The organism is Sphingobacterium sp. xlx-130, assembly GCF_011007405.1.
Classification (GTDB): Bacteria; Bacteroidota; Bacteroidia; order Sphingobacteriales; family Sphingobacteriaceae; genus Sphingobacterium; species Sphingobacterium luzhongxinii.
This window is the reverse complement of the sequence record NZ_WFKN01000010.1, coordinates 150,563-171,883: the sequence shown is the minus strand read 5'-3', so window position 1 is coordinate 171,883 and position 21,321 is coordinate 150,563. Positions and strand designations below refer to the sequence as shown.

The window sequence follows — 21,321 nt, the reverse complement described above, 5'->3', positions numbered from 1 at the left end:
CATTCCGAACAGAGAAGTCAAGCCCGCCAGAGCCGATGGTATTGCCGTAACAGGTGGGAGAGTAGGTCGGTGCCTTTTTTTACACGAAGCCCCTTCAGGAAACTGGAGGGGCTTTTCTTGTGATATACACCTCACCCCCGGGTATATTTGTTATATATTTACCCCCATAGCAACCAAATGGTTCCCCTCTGGGGATATATTGATACCCGCCCTGGACCGCTGCCCGGCAAACCCCTATAATCCCGCATTCCAGAGGCCCTGGGAGACTATACAGGCCTCAAGCTTATTTAGAGTCATAAAAAAAGTAGAATAGAGATCTGCGATAGTGAAACCAGGGCACGTTACATCTAGAAGAAGACTAATGGTATAGAAGAATAGAAGTGAGATAGGAATTCATTGCTTTTAGATATAGGATTTGTATTTAGGATAGATATGTTTTTAGTTTATAGGGATGTAACATGCTATTGTCAAGTGACTTAGTGTGAAACTGTATCTTTATTCCTTAAGGGATGGGATATCAAAGCAAGTGTTTATATTATTCCTCTGTATAAAAATCGATAAGACTACCTACATACTCTTGGTTCCAGCCCTCGATAATATCGTTGTAGGCATCGTCGGGGATATTGATATGATTGACTTCAAACGAAGTGCCTTTTTTATGTTCATGGAGCTTGATCGTGACAATTGAAGCCTCCTCTTGATCTCCAAAATACCATTCCTGAACAATCTTTTTGAAAGGATCCAACTCCAAAAACTTGCCCGTAATACCTCCGTCCCAAAGGGAGAATTCTCCGCCTTCTATAGGATCGATTTCGACGGCATCTCCAGTCCATAAACGAATAGTTATTTCTGTTGTTAATGCGAGGTAGATCTCTTCGGGAGTTGCTGGGATAATATAGTATTTTTTGAATGCTTTCATACCCAAAGATAAGGCTAATCAAGAATATTATTCCTTTCTTTCTGTTATATTATTCCGCCATAGTTTTGCATTCTTAATTCTCGCTTTTTATTTTTGTATATGAGTAATAGACTCCCCCCAGATCTGGTACGTCATCTTCAAGGAGATGCTAATTTTGATTACAAGGCCTTTGTCGCAATACACGATAGCGAACAGAAAACGTCATCCATCCGTATTAATCCCGCAAAAGCATTTGATTTGTCGTTAATAGATATAGACAAGCCAATTCCTTGGTGTGAGGGTGGATATTATCTTAAAAAAAGACCCGTGTTTACATTGGATCCTTTATTTCATGCCGGATGTTATTATTCGCAGGAGGCAAGCTCCATGTTTTTGGATTTTGTGGTTAGAAAGCTGAATTTACATCTAGAACCTATCCGAGCCTTGGATTTATGTTCCGCTCCTGGTGGTAAGGCTACGCTTCTGAATGCGAGCCTACATAGGGATGGCTTATTGGTGGCAAATGAGATTATAAAAGGGAGGGCTGCTGTACTAAGGGAGAATTTGATGAAATGGGGAAACCCAAATGTGATTGTTTCTAATAATGATCCAAGTGCGTTTGGCCGTCTGCCCGGATACTTTGATCTTATGGTCGTCGATGCACCGTGTTCAGGATCTGGAATGTTTCATAAGGACCATAACGCAATAGATGAATGGTCTATGGCAAATGTGAAGCTATGCAGCGAGAGACAGCAACGTATAATAGCGAATAGTATAACCTCTTTGAAAACGGGGGGGCACTTATTTTACTCGACGTGTTCTTATTCAAAAGAGGAAAATGAAGATATCGTCGATTGGATGATTGACACGTTCGGTTTGGAATCTGTATCTCTAGAAGTGGATGATACTTGGGGTATAGAACGTAGTCAATCAGAGACGCATAAAGCCTCTACATATCGTTTTTATCCCCATAAAGTAGCTGGGGAGGGTTTCTTTTGCGCTATACTTAAGAAACGTGAGGAGCAGGAATCGTTTTCTTTAAAGAAGATGAAGATTGAGAAAAATACAGCGCCAAAGGCGCTAGCCGAAAAATGGGCAAATATGGAAGGACTGTATGCATTTCTGCATCATGATTTACTGCATATTTTTCCGAAGATCTATGAGCAGGATCTAGCGGCTTTGCAAAAGGTACTATACTTAAAAAACGCGGGTACAGAAATAGGTAGGGTTGTTGGAAGGGATCTGATACCGAGCCATGACCTCGCTTTAAGTAATAGGATCCATAAAGATATTCCCTATTTGGATCTCTCTCTTGAAGACATGCTAACGTACCTGAGAAAGGAGAATTTGCCTTCAACGGTTAATCCTGATGGATTGAAGGGCTGGGTTATTGTGCGATATGAAGGCATGGATATAGGCTGGATTAAGGCGATGCCAAATCGTATTAATAATTACTATCCCAAAGAAGTACGTATCGCTAATCTCTAGAAACGATAGTAGGCAAATTAAGAATGCTGTTCAATCAATTGCTGATGCTGTACTATAACCTGGCATATATCATCAGCAACTTCTGCTTTAGTTTTTAGGGTAAAGTCTCTGATCTCTCCACTTTTGGAGAGGATACTGACTTTATTCGTGTCGGTACCGAAGCCGGCACCTTTGTCTTGCATGGAATTTAAGACAATGAAGTCTAGATTTTTGCGTGATAGTTTTCCTTTAGCATTCTCTAGCTCATTTTCTGTTTCTAGCGCAAAGCCAACCAAGGTTTGGTGTGTCGCTTTATTTGAACCTAAAAAGGCTAGGATATCTGTTGTTTTTTTGAGCTGAATTGAAAAATCTTCCGCTTTCTTTTTGATCTTCTGAGGCGCTACGTCTATTGGGGTATAATCAGCTACAGCTGCGCTCATAACGATAATATCTGCATCGGCAAAATGTTGCTGACAGGCCTGCAACATTTGTTGAGCTGTCTGGATGTCTATTTTTAATGTGTTTTTCGGAGCTTGCAGTGCCGTAGGGCCAGATATTAGGGTAACTTCAGCTCCGAGCTCCTGTAAACGCTTTGCCAGGGCATAGCCCATTTTTCCGGAAGAATGATTTCCAATAAAGCGGACAGGATCAATAGCTTCGTAGGTAGGGCCAGCTGTAACTAACGCTTTTTTGCCTTTTAAGGGGAGTTCTGGGTTTAGGTGAGAAAGTAGGAAGTTAATAATCTCTTCCGGTTCTGCCAAACGCCCCTCTCCAACCAAGCCGCTAGCTAGTTCTCCATCTCCTGGGGGGATAACCGTATTTCCGTAGGAAAGAAGCTTCTGTATGTTGTGTTGTGTCGCAGGGTGTTTCCACATATCTAGATCCATTGCCGGAGCAAGGTATACTGGACACTTGGCAGATAGGTAAGTCGCTGTTAGCAAGTTATCACAAAGGCCATTCGCTAGTTTGGATATCGTATTGGCCGATGCCGGTGCGATGATCATTAGATCTGCTTGGAGTCCTAGCTCTACATGATTGTTCCATACACCAGTTTTTTTATCGTAATATTCAATTAATACTGGATTTTTTGAAAGCGTGGAAAGTGTCAGGGGAGTAATGAACTCGGCTGCATCTTTGGTCATTATGACCTGAACATTAGCTCCTTGTTTGATTAACAAACGTACCAAAGAAGCTATTTTGTATGCGGCTATACTGCCGCATACGCCAAGTGCAATATTTTTGTCTTTTAGAGAAGACATGATGTTTCAGTCTTAATCTTGTTCTTTGGATGGATTTCTGAAGTAGACTTTATCATTCAAAAACTCATCGATAGCAATAAGAGTTGCTTTTGGTAGACGCTCGTAGTGTTTTGAAATTTCGATTTGTTCGCGGTTCTCAAAAACTTCTTCTAAATTGTCATTGTTGCTAGCAAATTCTGCCAATTTGGAATTCAACTCCTCCTTTATCTCCACACCAATTTGGTTCGCTCTTTTGCTAATTACAACTATAGATTCGTACAGATTGTCCGTAGCTTGATCCAACTCTCTTAAATCTCTAGTTACGGTAGAGTTTGGAACGGCGGTGTTTTTTGCTTGACTCATATTTATTTATATATATGTAAATATTCTATTTTTTTCCTTCTGCTGCTGTAGCTTCTTTGGACACTTCGGTGATGCCTAGTTCTTTGTTCTGTTCTTCGATCTGCTTGTTGATCTCATTCATCCTTCGAATGGCGAACACAATTTTCTTATCTGCACTAGATTTCAAACCATCTAACTCAGCACGGTACTTACTACTTGGATAATGATCAACAAACGTCTCATAATAATCTATGGCATCATTGAAACGCTGCTCTTGTCTATTCGGGTAACTGTTGTCTGCAAACAAGTATTGTGACTTTACAATTAAGTATTCAATCTCTTCTGCAAATCTTGTGTCAGGGAAGTCTTTTAGTACGTTTTCAAGCGCTATTACAGCAGCACGGTAATCGTCTGATAGCCCCATATTATAATAGAGTTTGGCATTATCGAAGGCCTTTTTCTCTAATTTTTCACGTAGATCTTGTATGAGTTCACCTGCTTTTTTTGCCCTTTCTGATTCCGGATAATAGTTTACAAAAAGTTGTAATTCATCGATGGCCTTGCGTGTGTTTTCCTGATCTAGATTGGAACGTGGAGATTCAATATAATAACAATAAGCAGCCATATATCTACACTCTTCAGCGCGAGGACTGCTTGGGTAGATGCTGGCGAAAGTTTTAAAATGGTGCCGAGCAGAAGTGTAATCTTTGATACGGTAGTTGGCATTTGCGCGGAGATAATATAAATCTTCCGCTTCCGCACGACCACGGTACTTTTCTGCTAAATCGTCAAATAGGATTAAAGCCTTCGAATACTTGCCTTTTTCATAAAATTTTACAGCCTCTTGATACTTCATGGCTATATTATTGCTGTTTTTAAGTTTTTCAAACTTACTTTTACAGCCAGTGAAAAAAAATGCAGCCAGTAAAAAGGCTATTATAACTCCTGTGCGTCTATTTAAAAACATTTTACAAAGATACGTCAATTAAAGATAATATTCAATTAAATTTCAGTCTGCAATTTACTTGATTTTAATCCACTTAGTGTGGCCGTATCAAGCGTTTAACATACTTTAACCCTTATGTTAACATCTGTCATCACATTGCTAGAAATGAGGGACTGATTTCAAAATGAGTAAATATTTATTTATCTTTACGGAAACAGAACGAAAGTATTTATAAAATGACCTTACGCGAAAGAGTCGAACAAGCATTAGATACATTAAGGCCTTATTTAGAGACTGATGGTGGGAATGTAAGAATCGAAGAGATTACTGATGATAATATCGTTAGATTGAGATTGTTGGGAGCTTGTGCAAGTTGTTCAATGAGTATCATGACCTTCAAAGCAGGGTTAGAACAGGCTATCATGAAAGCAGTCCCTGAGATTGTATCGGTAGAAGCCATAAACATAACAGATATGGATGATCCTAATGCGACATCCCCCAATCAATTGTAACGAAATTGTTGTTTCTCGGTTAACACATTTTAACAGCAAGGTATTACGTGTTTAACTATTTTTGTTAGAATGCTACAATATCTAAAATATTTGTTTGTTTTATTTTTTGCTTTGAATGGCCTGTTTGTTCATGCGCAAAGCAAAAATCTGGTTCAGTTTAGTGGATTGATTTCTTCTATTGGATCTGATCTACCTGTAGCCTATGTAACCATTAAAAACACCTCTTTTAATAATCAGACATTTATTTCTAATAATGACGGCTACTTTTCATTTGTAGCTCATAGTGGAGATACCATACGGTTTTCAAGCGTAGGATATGATCCACTTACGTTTGTGGTTCCACATGTCGCCAGCGATAAATTCACGGCACATATTCAAATGCGGAGTTTGGTTATCGAGCTACCTGCCGTTACTCCCTTTCCTTGGGCTAGCTATGAAGACTACGTGGCAGATTTTATGGGTATGAAAGAAGGGTATGATCCCGTGGCATCAGCACGAAATAATATTAGTCCAGAGGCGATGGCAGCACTAGCTCGGATAGTGCCAAGAAACGCAGACGAGATACAGAACTTTAATTCTACACAGCGTCATATTAATATGACGAATAAGAATATCAATCAAAGATATGCTAATCCTCTTTTAAACCCGTTTGCATGGGCACAGTTGATTAATCAGATACAGCGTGGAGATTATAGTAGGCAAAAGTTAAAGTATTAATATTTTCAATCCGCGTTTTTGATGTCGGTGATGCGACCTATCTCGCGAACACTGAGCTTCGAGGAAAAGTATGACACACATACGGATAATACGAAGACTGTTGCAAAGACAATAACAAAATCTTGTAAACGTATGTCAATGGGGTAGACATCGATCAAAGACCCTTCCATTTCTCCTGTGCGTATGAAGCCATAACTCTCTTGTAGTTTACAGAATAGAAAACCAATTACGATACCGAAGGCACTTCCGATAAGAGCAATGAGCATACCCTCTATGAAGAAAATTCGCTCTACGATGGACTTTTCAGCTCCGAGGTGTTGTAGGATTTTCATGTCTTCTTTTTTGTCGATGACTAGCATCGTTAGAGACCCTATAATGTTGAAAATAGCAATGATACCGATGAATGTAAGTATGAAGAAAACAATCCATTTTTCGGACTTGACCGTTTTGTAAAGCGTGGGATTTTGCTGTTCTCTATTTTTAATGTAGAAATCTTGGTCCAGTTCCTTCTTAAGCTCTTTTTGAACTTTAGACGTTTTACTAGAGTCTTTTAGGTATACTTCGATGGCAGAGATCTTATCGGGTTCGTCTAATATTTCTCTTGCAAAATCCATCGGTACTATGATAATGTTGTCAAACTCCGGCTGATAAGCCAGGACACCATTCACCGCTATATTTCTTATATTGAAATCTTCTAAAGGATTGAGGTTATTGATAGAAGCTGAACGTCTCGGGAAATATAGATCAACATGGTTATAAAAACCGCTGAGCGGTATTTGTAAGTTAGATTGTATCTGTGCTCCGATCAAAGCGTAATTCGTCGTATCATCGCGTATGGAGAATTTTCCAGCGTGCAGAATATCTTTTTCACTTTGAGCCGTTAGCGCCGAAGGAGCCATGCCTTTCAGCTTGCCCACAAACTGTTGCTGATCGTATTGAACCAGGATTTTATCTTCCAGTAGTTCAACATAATTTTTTACTTCGGCAGAAGTTGCCAGGGTTTTAAAGGAAGGGAGTTCTTTTGAAAATGTTTTTCCCTCCTTCGGTTCAATTCGCAGGTGGGGAGTAAAGCTGCTGTACATGGATAGAATAAACTTCTCCATACCGTTGTAGAAGGATAAAACAATAACTAGTGCAGCCGTACTAACAAATACCCCTACAATGCTTATAATTGAAATTATATTTATTGCGTTTACTGATTTCTTAGAGAAGAGATACCGAGTGGCAAAAAGTAAGGGGATTTTTAATGATTTCATCCGCGCACAAATGGATTTGTTCGTTTTTCGAAGTCTATACTGGTACTCGGCCCATGGCCTGGATATACAACAGTTTCAGCTGGAAGTGTATATATCCGTTGCGTGATGGATCGTAACAGCGTCTCATGATCACCTCCAGGTAGGTCTGTGCGACCTATGCTGTTCCGGAATAGGACATCTCCCCCAATAAGAAAGTTATCCTCAGCAGAATAAAAACAAAGGTGAGCAGGTGAATGACCGGGAGCGAGTATCGCTTTTAGCTTATGATCTCCGATAGCGATCTCCTGATTGTCGCTTAAGAAGGCATCCGGTATTGGGGATGTCTCGTATCTGATACCCATCTGGGGCGCATAGTTTTGAACAGCGACTAAAACAGGTACTTCTCCCTCGTGGAACTGCGGTTTAAGCCCCCATTCTTCATAAACAAAGCGGTTCCCAAGAACGTGATCTATGTGGCAATGTGTATTGAGTAATATTTGCGGTTTTAGTTGATTTTGTGCAATAAAATCCTTTAATTGTTTTTCTTCCAGGTGATTATGCATCCCTGGGTCAACAATTATACAGTTTTTGTTTTCGTCATAGAGGACGTAGGTGTTTTCCTGATATGGATTGAAAGTTATTGTTTCTATGCTAATCATAATTCAAACTTAACCAAAAAGCTTTGTATTCACGAATCCCTGTTTTAAAAACAAAATGTTATTGCCACTTCGTTGAGTTAATTAAATGCCTTATGTCTTTTTTTACGAAATCTAAGACCGGTTGTATTGAATCCAAATGTGGCTTTTCATTAAAATACAATGCTCCACGTAGGTAGTGTTTTGATTTATCAGAGATAAAAAACTGGTAGTTAGAGGCCGTATTGCCTTGAATTTCATATTCGAGACCATAGATATTCTGCTCTTTTATAAATATATCTTTTTGTTCGATAGCACTAGCCATGGTGGTGTGTTTGAAGACAAACGTTCGTGCATCTTCTGTAAGCTGTTCAAGTGTAGAATGTGGCCCTATATTAAAATAACTAAGGTGGAGTCTGGCGTTGAACTGTGGAAAATCTAGATTTTTCCAACACGGCATAGCGTTCCTGTTTTCGTCTGTAGTGAGGATACTGTAAATTGGTATTTCAAAGGAAAAGGGGCAGCCTGTTTTGGGCGTATGGTAGCTGTGCTCAGGAAAGACTACCCGGTGAAAGCCACGAGGCTTTGGGCTGTAATCCCGGCTGTTACATGCAAAAAAAAGAAAAAATATCGCCCCCAAAAAGTGTATCTTAAACATGGCCGCTTAAAAAGTGTTCTTCCATATTTCCCAGTTTTTTTCCGCTTGTAGTACCAACATTTCGTAACCATTTTTGATGACAGCATGTCGCTCTTTCCCTTTCTGTAGAAAAAGGGTTTCTTCTGGGTTGTATATTAAATCGTAGAGCAGGTGATCGGCGGTAATAAATTCATAGGGAATGTTAGGACACTCATCTGCATTTGGAAATGTACCTACAGGAGAGCAATTTATGATAATTTGGTGAGCTTCAATGATTTTTTGATCCAAGTCACTATATGTAATGTCGCCATTTTCGCGATTTCTGCTAACTAGTAAATAAGGAATGTCCAATTTATTGAGGACATAGCAAATAGCCTTGGCTGCTCCGCCATTGCCCAATACAAGTGCACGATGGTGTTTGTGGGTTAGCAAAGGTTCTAATGACTTTTGAAAACCGAACGCATCCGTATTGTATCCTTTTATCGCGATTGTAGTGTCGTCTCGGCGATGTATGGTGAGGCAGTTTACGGCTCCTATTTCTTCAGCTTCGGGAGAAAGATTGTCAACGAATTTAAGAATAGACTGTTTGTATGGTATCGTGACATTAAATCCATGAAAACGGGTATCCTTACGGACTAGATCTGCAAACTCGTCAATATTTGGAAGGGAGTAGAGGTCATAGTCTATTCCTGTAATGTGTTCTTGTTCAAATTTTGCTAAGTAATAGTTTTTTGAGAACGAGTGCCCTAATGGGAATCCTACTAAACCTAGTTTTATCATGAATTGGACGTGTATTTTTTTATAATTTCTGAAACAATCGGGTTTCCTTGCAGCTGAGGCAAATAATCAAAAAGAATATGGTGCTTCTCTGGTCCGAATGAAAGGGCCAATTCTAGAAAATTAAGTGCTTCGTTGTACTGACCATTGGCAAATAGATAGGCAACGAGTCTATAATATAATTCGGCGCTGTCTGGATTGCACTTTATAGCCTCAGACATGGTTTCGATAGCTTCTATAAGTTTTTTTTGCTCAAAGTATATCGACGAAAAATCCAACCAGGCATCAATATCTGTAGGATTAAGCTCAACGACCTTAGAATAGGCCGCTTCAGATTCTTCCACCTGTCCCAGCTTATATCTAGCATCAGCTATTGCAAACCAATAGTCTGGGTTATCGTCTTCGAGCTCCAATGCCTTTTTATAAAAATGTAGCGACTCAAAGTAACGCTCCTCAAAGTCCAGTGTGACACCAATACCAAACCAGGCGTCTGATAGGGCACTGTCTAGTTTAACCGCCTTTTTATAATAATCTCTTGCGGTATCCATCTGCTCGAGTTTCTCGTAGCATTCTCCAATAGCACAATAGGTGTCTGCATTTGGCGGTTCATACTCAAATGTTTGTTTATAGACGAGGATTGCTTCGGAGTATTTGTCTAGATTGACTAAGGCATTACCTTTATTGAAGTACGCTGAGGCGAAGTTTTCTTGTATTAAAATGGAGTAATCATAGGCATCGATTGCCTCTTCAAAGCGTGACATTTTATGATACGCGTTGCCAAGATTATACCAAGCGATGAAGGAGTAGGGGTCTCTATCAATAAATTCATTGTAAAATGTGATACTCTCTTCTTGCCTATCTAGGATATCATAACAAAAAGCCAGTTCATAGAGTGCATCTTGATTTTCTAAGTTGATCTCTAGTGTTTTTCGTAAGAAGGTGACCGCTTTCTCATAATTACCCTGTAGCTGATAGAGACCGGCTAGTTGATAATAGACATCTTCCTTATTTTCTGCATTGGAAAGCGCTGCCAAGAGCGCTTCTTCGGCCTCCTGATATCGACCGGTAGATGCGAAGATAGATCCTCTGATAAGCTGTATATCGCCATCTGAGGGCTCGAGCAATTCGGCCTTGAGTAGGGCTTCTAGCGCCTTTTCGTACTGTTGAATAGAAGCAAGAAGTTGTGCCTTCTTTAGAAGGAAAGATGTCTCAAAAGGATGTTGATTGCTGGCGAAATCAATCACTTGCAGTGCTTTTGACGGATCATTTTTTTCCGTATAGTAGTCTATAATACTATCAAAAGCCGCCGAGTCAAAGAAGTATTGATCGTCATTCCGAATCATTTCTTCGTAACGATTTACAGATTCCTTTTGCTCCTCCGGCGATCCAAACTCAAATTCCTCTTCCATATCGTATCTATTTAGTGAAAAATACACTTTTTAAATTAAACCTATTCAAATTTCTTTTCCACATATTAACATACAGAGTGTAAAAAGAGGAAAAGGTTTAAAATAAATAAAGCCGTCCCGAATTTCGGGACGGCTTATTATTTGTAATAATTATACGAGTGTATGATTATTTTTTGATCTCAACACGACGGTTTTGAACACGACCTTCTTCAGTTGCATTTGATGCAATTGGGTTAGCCTCTCCGTAACCGTTAGCGTTAATGCTAGATGCAGATACACCAGCATTTACTAAGTATTGTTTTACTGCATTAGCGCGGTCTTTTGATAAGTTTACGTTGTAAGACTCAGAACCTTCTGCAGATGCGTATCCGTCTAAAGTAACAGAAGATTTGTTATCGCGGATTTCTTTAGCTAATTTATCTAAAGTAGCGTAAGAAGAAGTTTTCAATACAGAGCTATCGAATTCAAATTGAATTGGAGCGTAGTATGCACCTGTAGTAGCGTTGTTTTGAACAACTGGCTCAGGGAATTTGATTGGACATCCAGAACCATCAACTACTGTACCAGCAGGAGTGTTAGGACATTTGTCAAATTTATCAGATACACCGTCTCCATCTGAATCTTTACCTAAAGCATCAACAGTACCCTCTAATGAAGAAACGCGTTGTTTTAATGCTTCAACTTCGTTACGCAATGAAGGATCTTTCAACTCATCGTACATTGTAGCAACTGGGTTAGCAAAAGTCAAGTTTTGTTTGTCTCTTGAACCTAAAGTGAATTCTAAACCACCGTAAACGTTAGAGAATTTACCTTTGTAGTCAGTTCTAGCTGGTCCGTAAAGCAAGTTATCGTCAGTGAAGTTCATGGTGTAACCTAAGTTCAATGCTACAACCTCAGATAATTTGAATTTAACACCAACACCTACTGGTACGTAAGCTGCTAATCTGTTATCTCTGTCACCAACTGGCTCGCGGTCACCGAAAATTTCTTCACCCCATTTACCTTTGTTGTTGTAAACTTCAGTGCCTGTGAAATCGTTGTTTGAGAATTGAACTGGGTTGTGTGCCATTACTCCTAAACCTACTTTAGCGTAGAAGTTAACTGCATTTTCTCTTCTTAAGAAGTCGATGGTACCCAATTGGAATACACCGTTCATACTAGCAGCCCAGTTTACTGAAGTTTCAGCAGATTTTGCTCCGTTAGCTGTTTCTGGTGCAGTAACCATATCGTGGTTGAAAGTTTTGATTTTACCACGGTTACCTTCTAATTCTAAACCGAATAGGTGAGAGAATTGTTTACGGATAGTCAAACCATAGTACTCACCAACTTTGTTTTGGAAGTAACCAACTTTTTGACCGAATGCATTTGATCCACCAACTAGTGCGTTAGGTGTAGTGATACCACCTTGTAAGCCGATAGACCAAGTTCTGTATTGTGATCTACCACCAAATACAGTTGGAGTTTGAGCTTGAGCAGTTTCAGCAAAACCTAAAGCGGCTACTAAAGAAGCTGCAACAGCTGTTTTTTTAATTGTAGAATAGTTCATACTCTTTTGTTTAAGGTTATTAAAATTTTTAATTGTTCTCATTTTTAACATAACTTAACAATAACGGTGCCAAAAATTTAAATCGCATTGAAAAAATAATGTAGCACGCATTTGTTGTTAAATAATAGGTAAAATTACTTATTTGTCTGTTATATAACAAATATTTCGCTCAAATTTGTTTGTCTTTCGATAAAAAAGAAAGACAATGTAGCTTTTACACTACATTGTCTAACGTATTATGTTCAAAATAGTTGAAGTTATAACTTCATTAGAGGATGTAATGTAGAACTGCTAAAGTCAATCCTCCCAGTATTGCGCTCACAGGTATGGTAAGTATCCATGCCCATAACAAACTGATCGTTACTCCCCATCGTACAGCTGATACGCGTTTTACAACACCTACACCAATGATCGATCCTGTAATTGTGTGTGTGGTAGACGCCGGAATTCCAAAATGCTCGGTGATGCCGAGTGTGATTGCTCCCGCTGTCTCGGCACTGACACCTTCCAAAGGAGTAACCTTAGTAATTTTGGTACCCATTGTTTTTACAATTTTCCATCCACCACTCATCGTTCCTGCAGCGATCGCTACATAACAAGATAAAGGTACCCATTCTGGCATTTCTTCAAAACTTCCGATCACCCCTTGGGCTATTAACGCAGTCGCAATAATACCCATTACCTTTTGGGCATCATTACCACCGTGGGCAAAACTTAAACCGGCAGAGGAAATTAGCTGTAAGATTTTGAACCATCTTTCAGCGACACTAGGTCTGGTTTTTTTGCAGATATTGATAATGATTAGGGTAATGATAATCGCAATGGTCATCCCTATGACTGGTGCCAGAACAATGAAAGAAAGAATCTTTAATGTAGCACTCAAATTGATCGCGTCCAAAGGGTTGGCACCTAGAAAAAGAGCATATGCCATTCCTGAACCAGCAAAGCCGCCGATTAAAGTGTGTGACGAGGAAGATGGTATTCCATAATACCAGGTAAACAGATTCCAGGATATAGCCGCTACTAACCCGGCAAATATTACTTCGAGTGTAATATATTGCTCGATTACTGTTTTTGCGATAGTATTGGCGACTTTGTGGTCTGTAAAGACAAAATAAGCGACAAAATTGAATAGAGCGGCCCAAAGTACAGCCATAAATGGTGTCAATACTTTGGTTGATACGATAGTTGCAATTGAATTGGCTGCGTCATGAAAACCGTTGATATAATCAAAGGCTATCGCTAATACAATAACAACAACTAATAAAGTCGTGATCATGATAAATTAATTATGTATAGTTAACCTGCCCTAGTTAGGCATTTTTAACAAGGATACTTTCCAACACATTTGCTACATCTTCACATTTGTCTGTAGCGTCTTCCATTGCGGATAGAACTTCTTTTTGTTTGATAAGTGAAATAGCATCTGTTTCGTACTCAAATAGATCTGCAACAGCTTTGTCGAAAATATAATCCGCCTTATTCTCTACACTGTTAATACGTACACAAGAATCTGTGATGTTTCTGATGTTTTTCAGATCTTTCAGCTCAAATAAGGCTTTTGCTACATGTTCCGTCGCCTCCAAAATCAATGCTGTAATTTCAATCATCGGTTCTGTAGGCTTCTCTACTTTGTAGAGCTGCATTCTGTTTGAAGCTCCGTGTATGAAGTCTGCAACATCATCCAGTGAACTCGCTAAAGCGTGGATATCTTCACGGTCAAATGGCGTGATGAAGTTTCTTCCTAATTCGAGGTGGATTTGGTGCGTGATATTGTCACCGACATGTTCAAGGTCTTCTAATTTTTTAGAAAGCTCTTTTCTTTCTTCTAGATTAGTGCTATTTACCGAAATGTTGAGGAGTCTAGCCATCTCTATAAGATTGGCGCCAGCTTGTTCAAACAGAGGGAAGAACTTTTTGTCCTTAGGGACAAAGTACTGAAAGATGCTATTTAAAGACATAATACTTTTATTTTGATGCAAAAGTATAATGTTAATGTTAAGTTAATGTTAAGTTTTTAAACATTGACTTGTTAAGTGCTTTTGGATTTGGACAGGGTAAAGCCAAAAGTTGTACCTATTCCTTCGGTGCTGCGTACGTTGACGGTTTGTTGATGCGCTTCCAAAATATGTTTAACGATAGATAGTCCCAAGCCTGAGCCTCCAATATCCCGGGATCGACTTTTGTCTGTCCTGAAGAAACGCTCAAATACTCTTGGCAGGTTTTTCTCTTCAATTCCATAACCATTATCGGTAACCTCGATTAATACTTGATCTAACAAATGGAATATGCTGATTGTTGTTTTTCCTCCATTTTTGCCATATTTTAACGAGTTGTCTATAAGGTTGACAAGAACCTGTTGGATTTTTAAACGATCACCTTTTACTTGTATCGTTTGGTTCGGCTTTGTATTGAAAATAATCTTGATATTATTTTTGTTTGCTTTATCAATAAGGTGGTCAATCGTTTCATTGATTAATTCGATAATATCGAACTTTTGAATGTTTAGCGATATTTTTCCCGATTCAAGCTTCGAGATCTCATCAAGGTCATTAATAAGATACGTCAACCGATCGATATTTTTGGACGCTTTATCAAGAAATACCAATGCCATATCAGGATCGTCAGCCATCATCCCGTCCTGCAGCGTCTCAATATACCCCTGTATCGCAAAAAGAGGTGTTTTAAATTCGTGCGAGATATTTGATAAAAACTCTCTTCTAAATTTTTCCTGCGCTTTCAACTGATCTATTTCTGTCGACTTTTGTTTTGCCCAGTCTCTTACCTCTTGTTCGGCTCCTTTTATTGGATCATCACTGGCATGTTCTGCAAGCACTTCTTTCATGTCCTTTCCAAGTTTTAGGCTGCGGATTAATTTGTAAATATTGCTGATTCTATTGTTTATATATTGATTTAAGACATTGCTGAGGATGATAAAGGAAATAACAAAAGATACAGGTAGTATCACAAAGAAGTGATTCCAATCGCTTTCATAGTACAAGCTCACAAGGGCTAGTGCCGTGGAGATAATTAAAGCAATATAGAAAACAAGGAGCCTAAAGTTCATAAAAGACTTTTGTAGTTAAATTCGAGAATACAAAAAAGTGTAATAATCAAGAGCAGTTCTGCTGGCGCTCGATTATTACACTGCTAAAAATAGGAATATTAATGTTAAGCTTATATTAAAATCTTGCGATCACAGTTTTGCCACCAACTGTTTTGTCTCCGATAGCAACATTTATTTTTGTGCCTAGAGGTAAAAAAACATCCACTCGTGAACCGAATTTGATAAATCCAAATTCCTCTCCTTGTGTTACAGGTTGTTCTTCTTTGACATACCATACAATTCTACGCGCTAAAGCCCCAGCGATTTGTCGGAATAGGACTTCAACTCCGTTATCCTTTTTTACCACTATAGTGGTGCGTTCGTTGTCCGTAGAAGATTTTGGATGCCATGCTACCAAGAATTTACCGGGATGGTATTTAAAAAAAGTAACGATACCAGATATAGGATTTCTAGTTACATGAACATTGATTGGTGACATAAAAATCGAAACCTGAATCCTTTTGTCTTTAAAATATTCAGTTTCTTCCGTCTCTTCAATAACAACGACTTTGCCATCGACCGGACACAAGACAGCATTCTCATCGATTTGTATTTTCTTTATAGGGCTTCTAAAAAACTGTACAATAACGATAAACAAAAATGCAGATACTCCGTACAGAAACCATTTGATGATTTGGTTGGCATCGTAATAATCAGCGACGGCATTAATGATGAATATAAATAGAACAACTAATGCTAAACTTGTATATCCTTCTTTGTGAAACTTCATATGTCAATCGTTATATTTTATATGCCTTTTAATTTTGCAAACATAGATAAATTCAGGTAAATATCCTAGATACCCTTTTCGCGTTGTATCTGCACAGGGGGAATGTGTGTCTTTTCTCCTGTTGCCTGAAGTGTAAATGTGATAATTAACAAGTCGTTAATAGGTTCGCCTCCTGAGTAAGAAGGGAGGTAATATCCTATTTGATTAATCATGCGTTCTAAGATGTTTTTTTCCTCCTTCGAAAGTACGTTTCCCATATCTAAGAATGTCGCCGAAGAGGGGATACCTTTTTTTGATACTTTTACCTCATAACTCAGTAACCTCTCCATGTCTTGGCTACTTTGAAACGACGATTGCTCCAGGTAATCAACAAACTTATTGGCAATGAATATGTTAAAGCCTGTGAATTCGTCAAAAGAACATTTTTTGCTTAACAGATGCTCCGCGCGTGGGAAGTAATCATTTGGGGCGAATATAAAATCTTCTTTAGGAATCAATAAATGATCAAAGCCTTCTTCAAAACGCGTGCCGCTTAATTGGCCGTTTTCGAATTGCTCTGTTAATAGGTGGGTTTGAATTCTCTTTTTTCCTTCTTCAACAAAAGAAATATACCATAAGCCTTCTGGAAGCCCGTTTTTGACCTTGCCACGTCTATTAAACCGGGTGTAGCCGTGTTCGGTAAAACCAACTATGGGAAGATCCATATCGTATGTTCCTTCGCCATCTTTGACTAGTTGCTGTCCTCTACGATCCCAATAGTGATTGATCTGAAAGGTAGACGGTCCTAACGTGATGAATAACATTGGCTTGCCGTCTGGATAATAATATTTCCATGGACCGGTGGCGATATCATCCATAAAGGTGGATTCCCATTTTAGGACACCATTTGGATGATATGCTTTGAACTCACCCTGTTTTTTGCCGTTTTGGTAGTGCCCTGAAAGTATAACCCGACCGTTTGGGTCGAAGTCCCTGAAGAGGCCTTCAAACTTATTTGTTTTTATGTCGAAAGAGGAAACACGTTCTATATACTTGAATTCACAGTTTTTGTCCACCAGGTAATAATTTTGGTCAAAATAAAAACGCATCATATCGTTAGGAGCCTTTTCAAAGTACAAGGGTTTATTTTCTTGAGCTTTAAGGCAGTAAGATAAGGTCAATAATACGGTAATCAAATAAATAGCTTTTTTCATCTCTCTTTTTCAATTAGTGCGCTTCTAGCCAGTTTGACCCTTCGCCTGTTTCTACTTCAATAGGCACCCGCAGCGTGATGGCTTTAGTCATTCGTTCCGAAATTATGCGTTTGAAGATTTCCACTTCACTTTTGGGTACATCAAACACAAGTTCATCATGAACCTGCATGATCATTTTGCCTGATAATTTTTTATCTTCGATATCCTTTTGGATTTGAATCATCGCGATTTTTATCATATCTGCCGCAGATCCTTGGATCGGAGCATTGATCGCGTTACGTTCGGCAAAGCCTCTTACTGTCATGTTTGCTGAGTTGATGTCTCTCAGATAGCGTCTCCGTTTCAGGATAGTTTCTGCATACCCCTTTTCTTTGGCCGATTCTACCGCTTTGGACATGTATTCTCTAACACCTCGGTATTGGGCAAAGTACTGATCGATGATATCTGCTGCTTCGCGACGCGATATGCCTAGATTCTGGGACAGACCGAATGCAGATTGTCCGTAAATGATGCCAAAGTTGACCGCTTTTGCATTACGACGTTGATCCGAAGTGACCTCGTCTAGCGATACATTGTATACCTTGGCCGCAGTAGCACGATGGATGTCATAGCCTTTAGTAAATGCTTCTAGCATATTCTCGTCTTGACTAAGCTCGGCCATAATGCGGAGCTCGATCTGTGAATAATCAGCCGAAAGTATAATATGATTTTCCGAGCGCGGAACAAAAGCTTTACGTACTTCACGACCTTTTTCCGTGCGTATTGGGATGTTTTGAAGGTTGGGGTTCGTCGAGCTCAGACGGCCTGTTGCAGCTACGGCTTGATTGTACGACGTGTGAATCAACCCTGTTTCGCGGTTGATAAGGGTAGGAAGTGCATCAACATACGTTGATTTCAGTTTTTGATATTGTCTAAAGTCTAATATATCCTGTACAATATCTGATTTATGTGCAAGAGCAACGAGTACTTCTTCGCCTGTTTTGTATTGTCCTGTTTTTGTCTTTTTCGCCTTAGGATCCAATTGTAACTTGTCAAATAAGACTTCGCCCAATTGTTTCGGTGAGGCTATGTTGAACTTCGTTCCCGCTTTATCGTAGATCCTTTGCTCGATGGAAGCTATATCTTTTTCCAAAGACAGGGAAAAAGCCTTTAACGTGTCTGTATCAATTTTTACCCCATTTTTTTCCATTTCGGAAAGCACGTATACTAAGGGGAATTCTACTTGTTCAGCTAGGTTTTTAGTTTCTGTTTCCGATAAAAGAGGAGCGAACTTTTCGTACAGTTGCCAAGTGATATCTGCATCTTCAGCGGCATAGTCTTTTGCTACTTCGACAGCGACATCGCGCATATTACCTTGGTTCTTGCCCTTGTTGCCTATTAGCTCTGTTATGGATATAGGCGTATAGCCGAGGTAGGTTTCGGATAGAATATCCATGCCGTGACGCGTGTCAGGGTCAATCAGATAATGAGCTAGCATGGTGTCAAATAATTGTCCTTGTATGCGTACGCCGTATCTGGAAAGTAGCAGGATGTCGTATTTCAGATTTTGTCCGATCTTCTTTATCGAAGCATTTTCAAAAATTGATTTGAAGCGATCAACAATGAGCTGAGCTTGTTTTGCGTCAGCTGGTGTTGGAACATAGTAGGCTTTGCCTTTTTCAAATGAAAAAGAAAGTCCAACAATATCTGCAACAAGCGGGTCAATTCCTGTTGACTCTGTATCAAAACAAATTGCTGTCTGTTGGGATAATTTATTTGCTAGGTCTTTTATTTTTTCTGGATCATCGATAAGAATATAATCGTGTTCTGTATCTTTAATAGTTAAGTTTGGGGTAAGTGAAGCTATGGGTTGCTCGGGTGTATTTGAGCTGGCTGGTTGTTCCTGCGCAAAGAGATCCATTTGGGCTGAATTTGCTTTTGCCGAATTATCAAGAGTGGAGAAATCATCGCCGAATACCCGCTTGCCCAAAGTGCGAAATTCGAGCTCCGCAAATAGGGGCTCTAAAAGCTCTTTATTGGGAGCTGTCACTTGAAGCTGTTCCTCATCTAGCGTTACAGGAACGTCCAGAAGTATGGTCGCCAATTTTTTCGAAATAAGTCCTTGCTCTGCAAAGTTGATTACATTCTCCTGCTGTTTACCTTTAAGCTTATCCGTATTGGCAATCAAACCTTCGACACTACCGAATTCTTTCACCAATTTTTTTGCGGTTTTTTCACCGATTCCTGGAATGCCAGGTATGTTATCAACAGCATCTCCCCAAAGGCCCAAAATATCGATCACCTGCGATACATCATCTATCTCCCATTTTTCTAATATTTCAGGTACTCCCTGTATTTCTGCCCCGTTACCCATTCGGGCTGGTTTATAAATAAAGATATTGTCAGATACTAACTGTCCGAAATCTTTGTCTGGTGTCATACAGAACACGGTAAAGCCTTCTTTTTCGGCTTGTTTGGCCAAGGTGCCAATGATATCATCCGCTTCGTAGCCATCCATTGTAATCAAGGGGATATTAAACCCTTCGACCAGTTTAAATATGTAAGGGATAGATTTGGAGAGATCTTCCGGCATCTCTTGGCGGTGTGCTTTGTAAGCTTCAAACTCAATGTGACGATTGGTTGGGGCCGCAGTATCAAAGACTACAGCGATATGGGTGGGGTTTTGATTCTTCAAAACCTCCAGTAATGTGTTTGTAAAGCCCATAATAGCGCCTGTATTGAGCCCGTATGACGTCAATCTAGGCACCTTGTTGAGTGCAAAATATGCTCTATAAATAAGAGCCATCCCGTCCAAAAGAAAAAGTTTTTTCACAAGGAGTAAATTTATGTGTACCTCACAAAGGTAATAAAACCTTCATCAACTACATATAATGAAGAACAATGAAACAGCATGGACAATAAGTAATAATATTGATATTTTTTTGCGACTTTTGTGAGAATTGGGGTTATTACTTAAATAAGCATAAATAGGGAATGAGAGGTTTGGTCACAAAATCAACGGGTAGTTGGTATCAAGTGTTAGGAGACGATGGTGTTTCTTATGATTGTCGAATCAAAGGAAAATTCAGAACAAAGGGTATTAAGACGACAAACCCTATTGCTGTTGGTGATTGGGTTGACTTTGATCTTGAAGATTCAGCGCAAACAGGAATCATTACAAACCTAGAGCCTCGAAAAAACTATATTATCCGAAGATCCGTCAATTTATCTAAACAAACTCAGATTTTAGGCGCTAATCTAGATCAGGCTGTTTTGCTTGTTACCTTGGCTTCTCCTCCAACTTCCTTAGGATTTATAGATAGGTTTTTGGTGACTGCTGAAGCCTACGGTATCCCTGCGGTATTGGTATTTAACAAATTAGATCTTTTCAGTGATGAAGGGAAAGAAATACTAAAAGAATACAAAGCTATCTACGAGCATATAGGTTATGCCTGTTATGAGGTTTCGGCATTAGAAGGGACGCATGTGGATACATTGGAGCATATTTTAAAGGATAAAGTGACGCTCTTGTCAGGTCATTCTGGAGCGGGCAAATCGACACTTATTAATCGAATTGTGCCAGGATCACACCTACGTACCGGACAGATTTCAGACTGGTCCGATAAAGGGAAGCATACCACCACCTTTGCCGAAATGATTGAACTGCCTTTCGGAGGGAAGCTTATTGATACTCCAGGTATTCGAGAGTTGGGGATTGTGGACATTGAAAAAGGAGAACTGTCGCATTTCTTTCCCGAGATGCGGCTTTATCTCAATAAATGTAAGTTTAATAACTGTCGTCATATTAATGAACCTGGTTGTGTCGTGTTGGAAGCGGTAGACCAAGGAAAAATTGAAGAATCACGTTATGACAGCTACCTTAGCATGTATAGCAATGAGGATAATCGTCATTGATTCCGATCGATCGGCTGAAAACAAAAGCTATTTTGACTT

20 protein-coding genes are annotated in these 21,321 nt (G+C 39.4%); 4 read left to right on the top strand and 16 right to left on the bottom strand.

Features of this window, described 5'->3' with window-relative positions; translation table 11 throughout:
• Positions 1–535: 535 nt before the first annotated feature.
• On the bottom strand, positions 536–919 hold the full coding sequence (locus G7B18_RS16620; RefSeq protein ID WP_164111391.1) for an SRPBCC domain-containing protein: 384 nt from the start codon (positions 917–919) through the stop codon (positions 536–538).
• 99 nt (positions 920–1,018) lie between these two features.
• Here G7B18_RS16620 and G7B18_RS16615 point away from each other — a divergent pair, with 99 nt between their 5' ends.
• Positions 1,019–2,386, top strand: a complete 1,368-nt coding sequence (locus tag G7B18_RS16615; protein ID WP_164111393.1) for a methyltransferase RsmF C-terminal domain-like protein — start codon at positions 1,019–1,021, stop codon at positions 2,384–2,386.
• A 17-nt stretch (positions 2,387–2,403) separates the two neighbouring features.
• Here the strand turns inward: G7B18_RS16615 and coaBC are convergent, their stop codons facing one another.
• From coaBC to G7B18_RS16600, 3 genes are read right to left on the bottom strand one after another with little or no spacing between them, the layout of a single operon-like run.
• Positions 2,404–3,624, bottom strand: a complete 1,221-nt coding sequence (coaBC, locus tag G7B18_RS16610) for a bifunctional phosphopantothenoylcysteine decarboxylase/phosphopantothenate--cysteine ligase CoaBC (protein ID WP_164123498.1) — start codon at positions 3,622–3,624, stop codon at positions 2,404–2,406.
• A gap of 12 nt (positions 3,625–3,636) precedes the next feature.
• Entirely contained in the window at positions 3,637–3,966 is a 330-nt protein-coding gene (locus G7B18_RS16605) for a DNA-directed RNA polymerase subunit omega (RefSeq protein ID WP_164111398.1), read from the bottom strand.
• Between the two features lie 25 nt (positions 3,967–3,991).
• Positions 3,992–4,912, bottom strand: a complete 921-nt coding sequence (locus G7B18_RS16600; protein WP_164111400.1) for an outer membrane protein assembly factor BamD — start codon at positions 4,910–4,912, stop codon at positions 3,992–3,994.
• Positions 4,913–5,127: 215 nt separating this feature from the next.
• Between G7B18_RS16600 and G7B18_RS16595 the strand changes: the two genes are divergently transcribed.
• Together G7B18_RS16595 and G7B18_RS16590 are read left to right on the top strand one after the other, a co-directional pair.
• Complete coding sequence (locus tag G7B18_RS16595; protein ID WP_164111402.1) at positions 5,128–5,403, top strand: NifU family protein; 276 nt, start codon at positions 5,128–5,130, stop codon at positions 5,401–5,403.
• Between the two features lie 69 nt (positions 5,404–5,472).
• Entirely contained in the window at positions 5,473–6,120 is a 648-nt protein-coding gene (locus G7B18_RS16590) for a carboxypeptidase-like regulatory domain-containing protein (RefSeq protein ID WP_164123496.1), read from the top strand.
• A 5-nt stretch (positions 6,121–6,125) separates the two neighbouring features.
• Here G7B18_RS16590 and G7B18_RS16585 read toward each other — a convergent pair whose 3' ends face one another.
• The 12 genes from G7B18_RS16585 to polA all read right to left on the bottom strand — a co-directional run bounded on the left by G7B18_RS16585 (position 6,126) and on the right by polA (position 20,200).
• Positions 6,126–7,376, bottom strand: a complete 1,251-nt coding sequence (locus G7B18_RS16585; protein WP_164111407.1) for an FtsX-like permease family protein — start codon at positions 7,374–7,376, stop codon at positions 6,126–6,128.
• Complete coding sequence (locus tag G7B18_RS16580; protein ID WP_164111408.1) at positions 7,373–8,014, bottom strand: MBL fold metallo-hydrolase; 642 nt, start codon at positions 8,012–8,014, stop codon at positions 7,373–7,375. Before G7B18_RS16580 ends, G7B18_RS16585 begins: the two co-directional genes overlap by 4 nt.
• Positions 8,015–8,072: 58 nt before the next feature.
• Positions 8,073–8,648, bottom strand: coding sequence for a gliding motility lipoprotein GldD (locus tag G7B18_RS16575; RefSeq protein ID WP_164123494.1), 576 nt, complete (start codon positions 8,646–8,648; stop codon positions 8,073–8,075).
• Positions 8,649–8,654: 6 nt separating this feature from the next.
• Positions 8,655–9,407 carry a shikimate dehydrogenase family protein gene (locus G7B18_RS16570; RefSeq protein ID WP_164111412.1) on the bottom strand — a complete coding sequence of 251 codons (753 nt, stop codon included), beginning with the start codon at positions 9,405–9,407 and terminating at the stop codon, positions 8,655–8,657.
• Complete coding sequence (locus G7B18_RS16565; protein WP_164111414.1) at positions 9,404–10,813, bottom strand: tetratricopeptide repeat protein; 1,410 nt, start codon at positions 10,811–10,813, stop codon at positions 9,404–9,406. Before G7B18_RS16565 ends, G7B18_RS16570 begins: the two co-directional genes overlap by 4 nt.
• Positions 10,814–10,979: 166 nt before the next feature.
• Positions 10,980–12,359: an OmpA family protein gene (locus tag G7B18_RS16560; RefSeq protein WP_164123501.1), complete on the bottom strand. Its 1,380-nt coding sequence runs from the start codon at positions 12,357–12,359 to the stop codon at positions 10,980–10,982.
• A 268-nt stretch (positions 12,360–12,627) separates the two neighbouring features.
• Complete coding sequence (locus tag G7B18_RS16555) at positions 12,628–13,638, bottom strand: inorganic phosphate transporter (protein WP_164111416.1); 1,011 nt, start codon at positions 13,636–13,638, stop codon at positions 12,628–12,630.
• Positions 13,639–13,672: 34 nt separating this feature from the next.
• Positions 13,673–14,320 (bottom strand): DUF47 domain-containing protein, encoded by a 648-nt coding sequence (locus G7B18_RS16550; RefSeq protein WP_079645681.1) that lies wholly within the window; start codon positions 14,318–14,320, stop codon positions 13,673–13,675.
• Positions 14,321–14,391: 71 nt separating this feature from the next.
• Positions 14,392–15,426, bottom strand: coding sequence for a sensor histidine kinase (locus tag G7B18_RS16545; protein WP_164111417.1), 1,035 nt, complete (start codon positions 15,424–15,426; stop codon positions 14,392–14,394).
• A 115-nt stretch (positions 15,427–15,541) separates the two neighbouring features.
• Entirely contained in the window at positions 15,542–16,195 is a 654-nt protein-coding gene (locus G7B18_RS16540) for a phosphatidylserine decarboxylase family protein (RefSeq protein WP_164111419.1), read from the bottom strand.
• A 65-nt stretch (positions 16,196–16,260) separates the two neighbouring features.
• Positions 16,261–17,388 (bottom strand): toxin-antitoxin system YwqK family antitoxin, encoded by a 1,128-nt coding sequence (locus G7B18_RS16535; RefSeq protein ID WP_164111421.1) that lies wholly within the window; start codon positions 17,386–17,388, stop codon positions 16,261–16,263.
• 13 nt (positions 17,389–17,401) lie between these two features.
• Positions 17,402–20,200 (bottom strand): DNA polymerase I, encoded by a 2,799-nt coding sequence (polA, locus tag G7B18_RS16530; RefSeq protein WP_164111423.1) that lies wholly within the window; start codon positions 20,198–20,200, stop codon positions 17,402–17,404.
• Positions 20,201–20,361: 161 nt separating this feature from the next.
• Here polA and rsgA point away from each other — a divergent pair, with 161 nt between their 5' ends.
• Complete coding sequence (rsgA, locus tag G7B18_RS16525; protein WP_164111425.1) at positions 20,362–21,282, top strand: ribosome small subunit-dependent GTPase A; 921 nt, start codon at positions 20,362–20,364, stop codon at positions 21,280–21,282.
• Positions 21,283–21,321 lie beyond the last annotated feature (39 nt).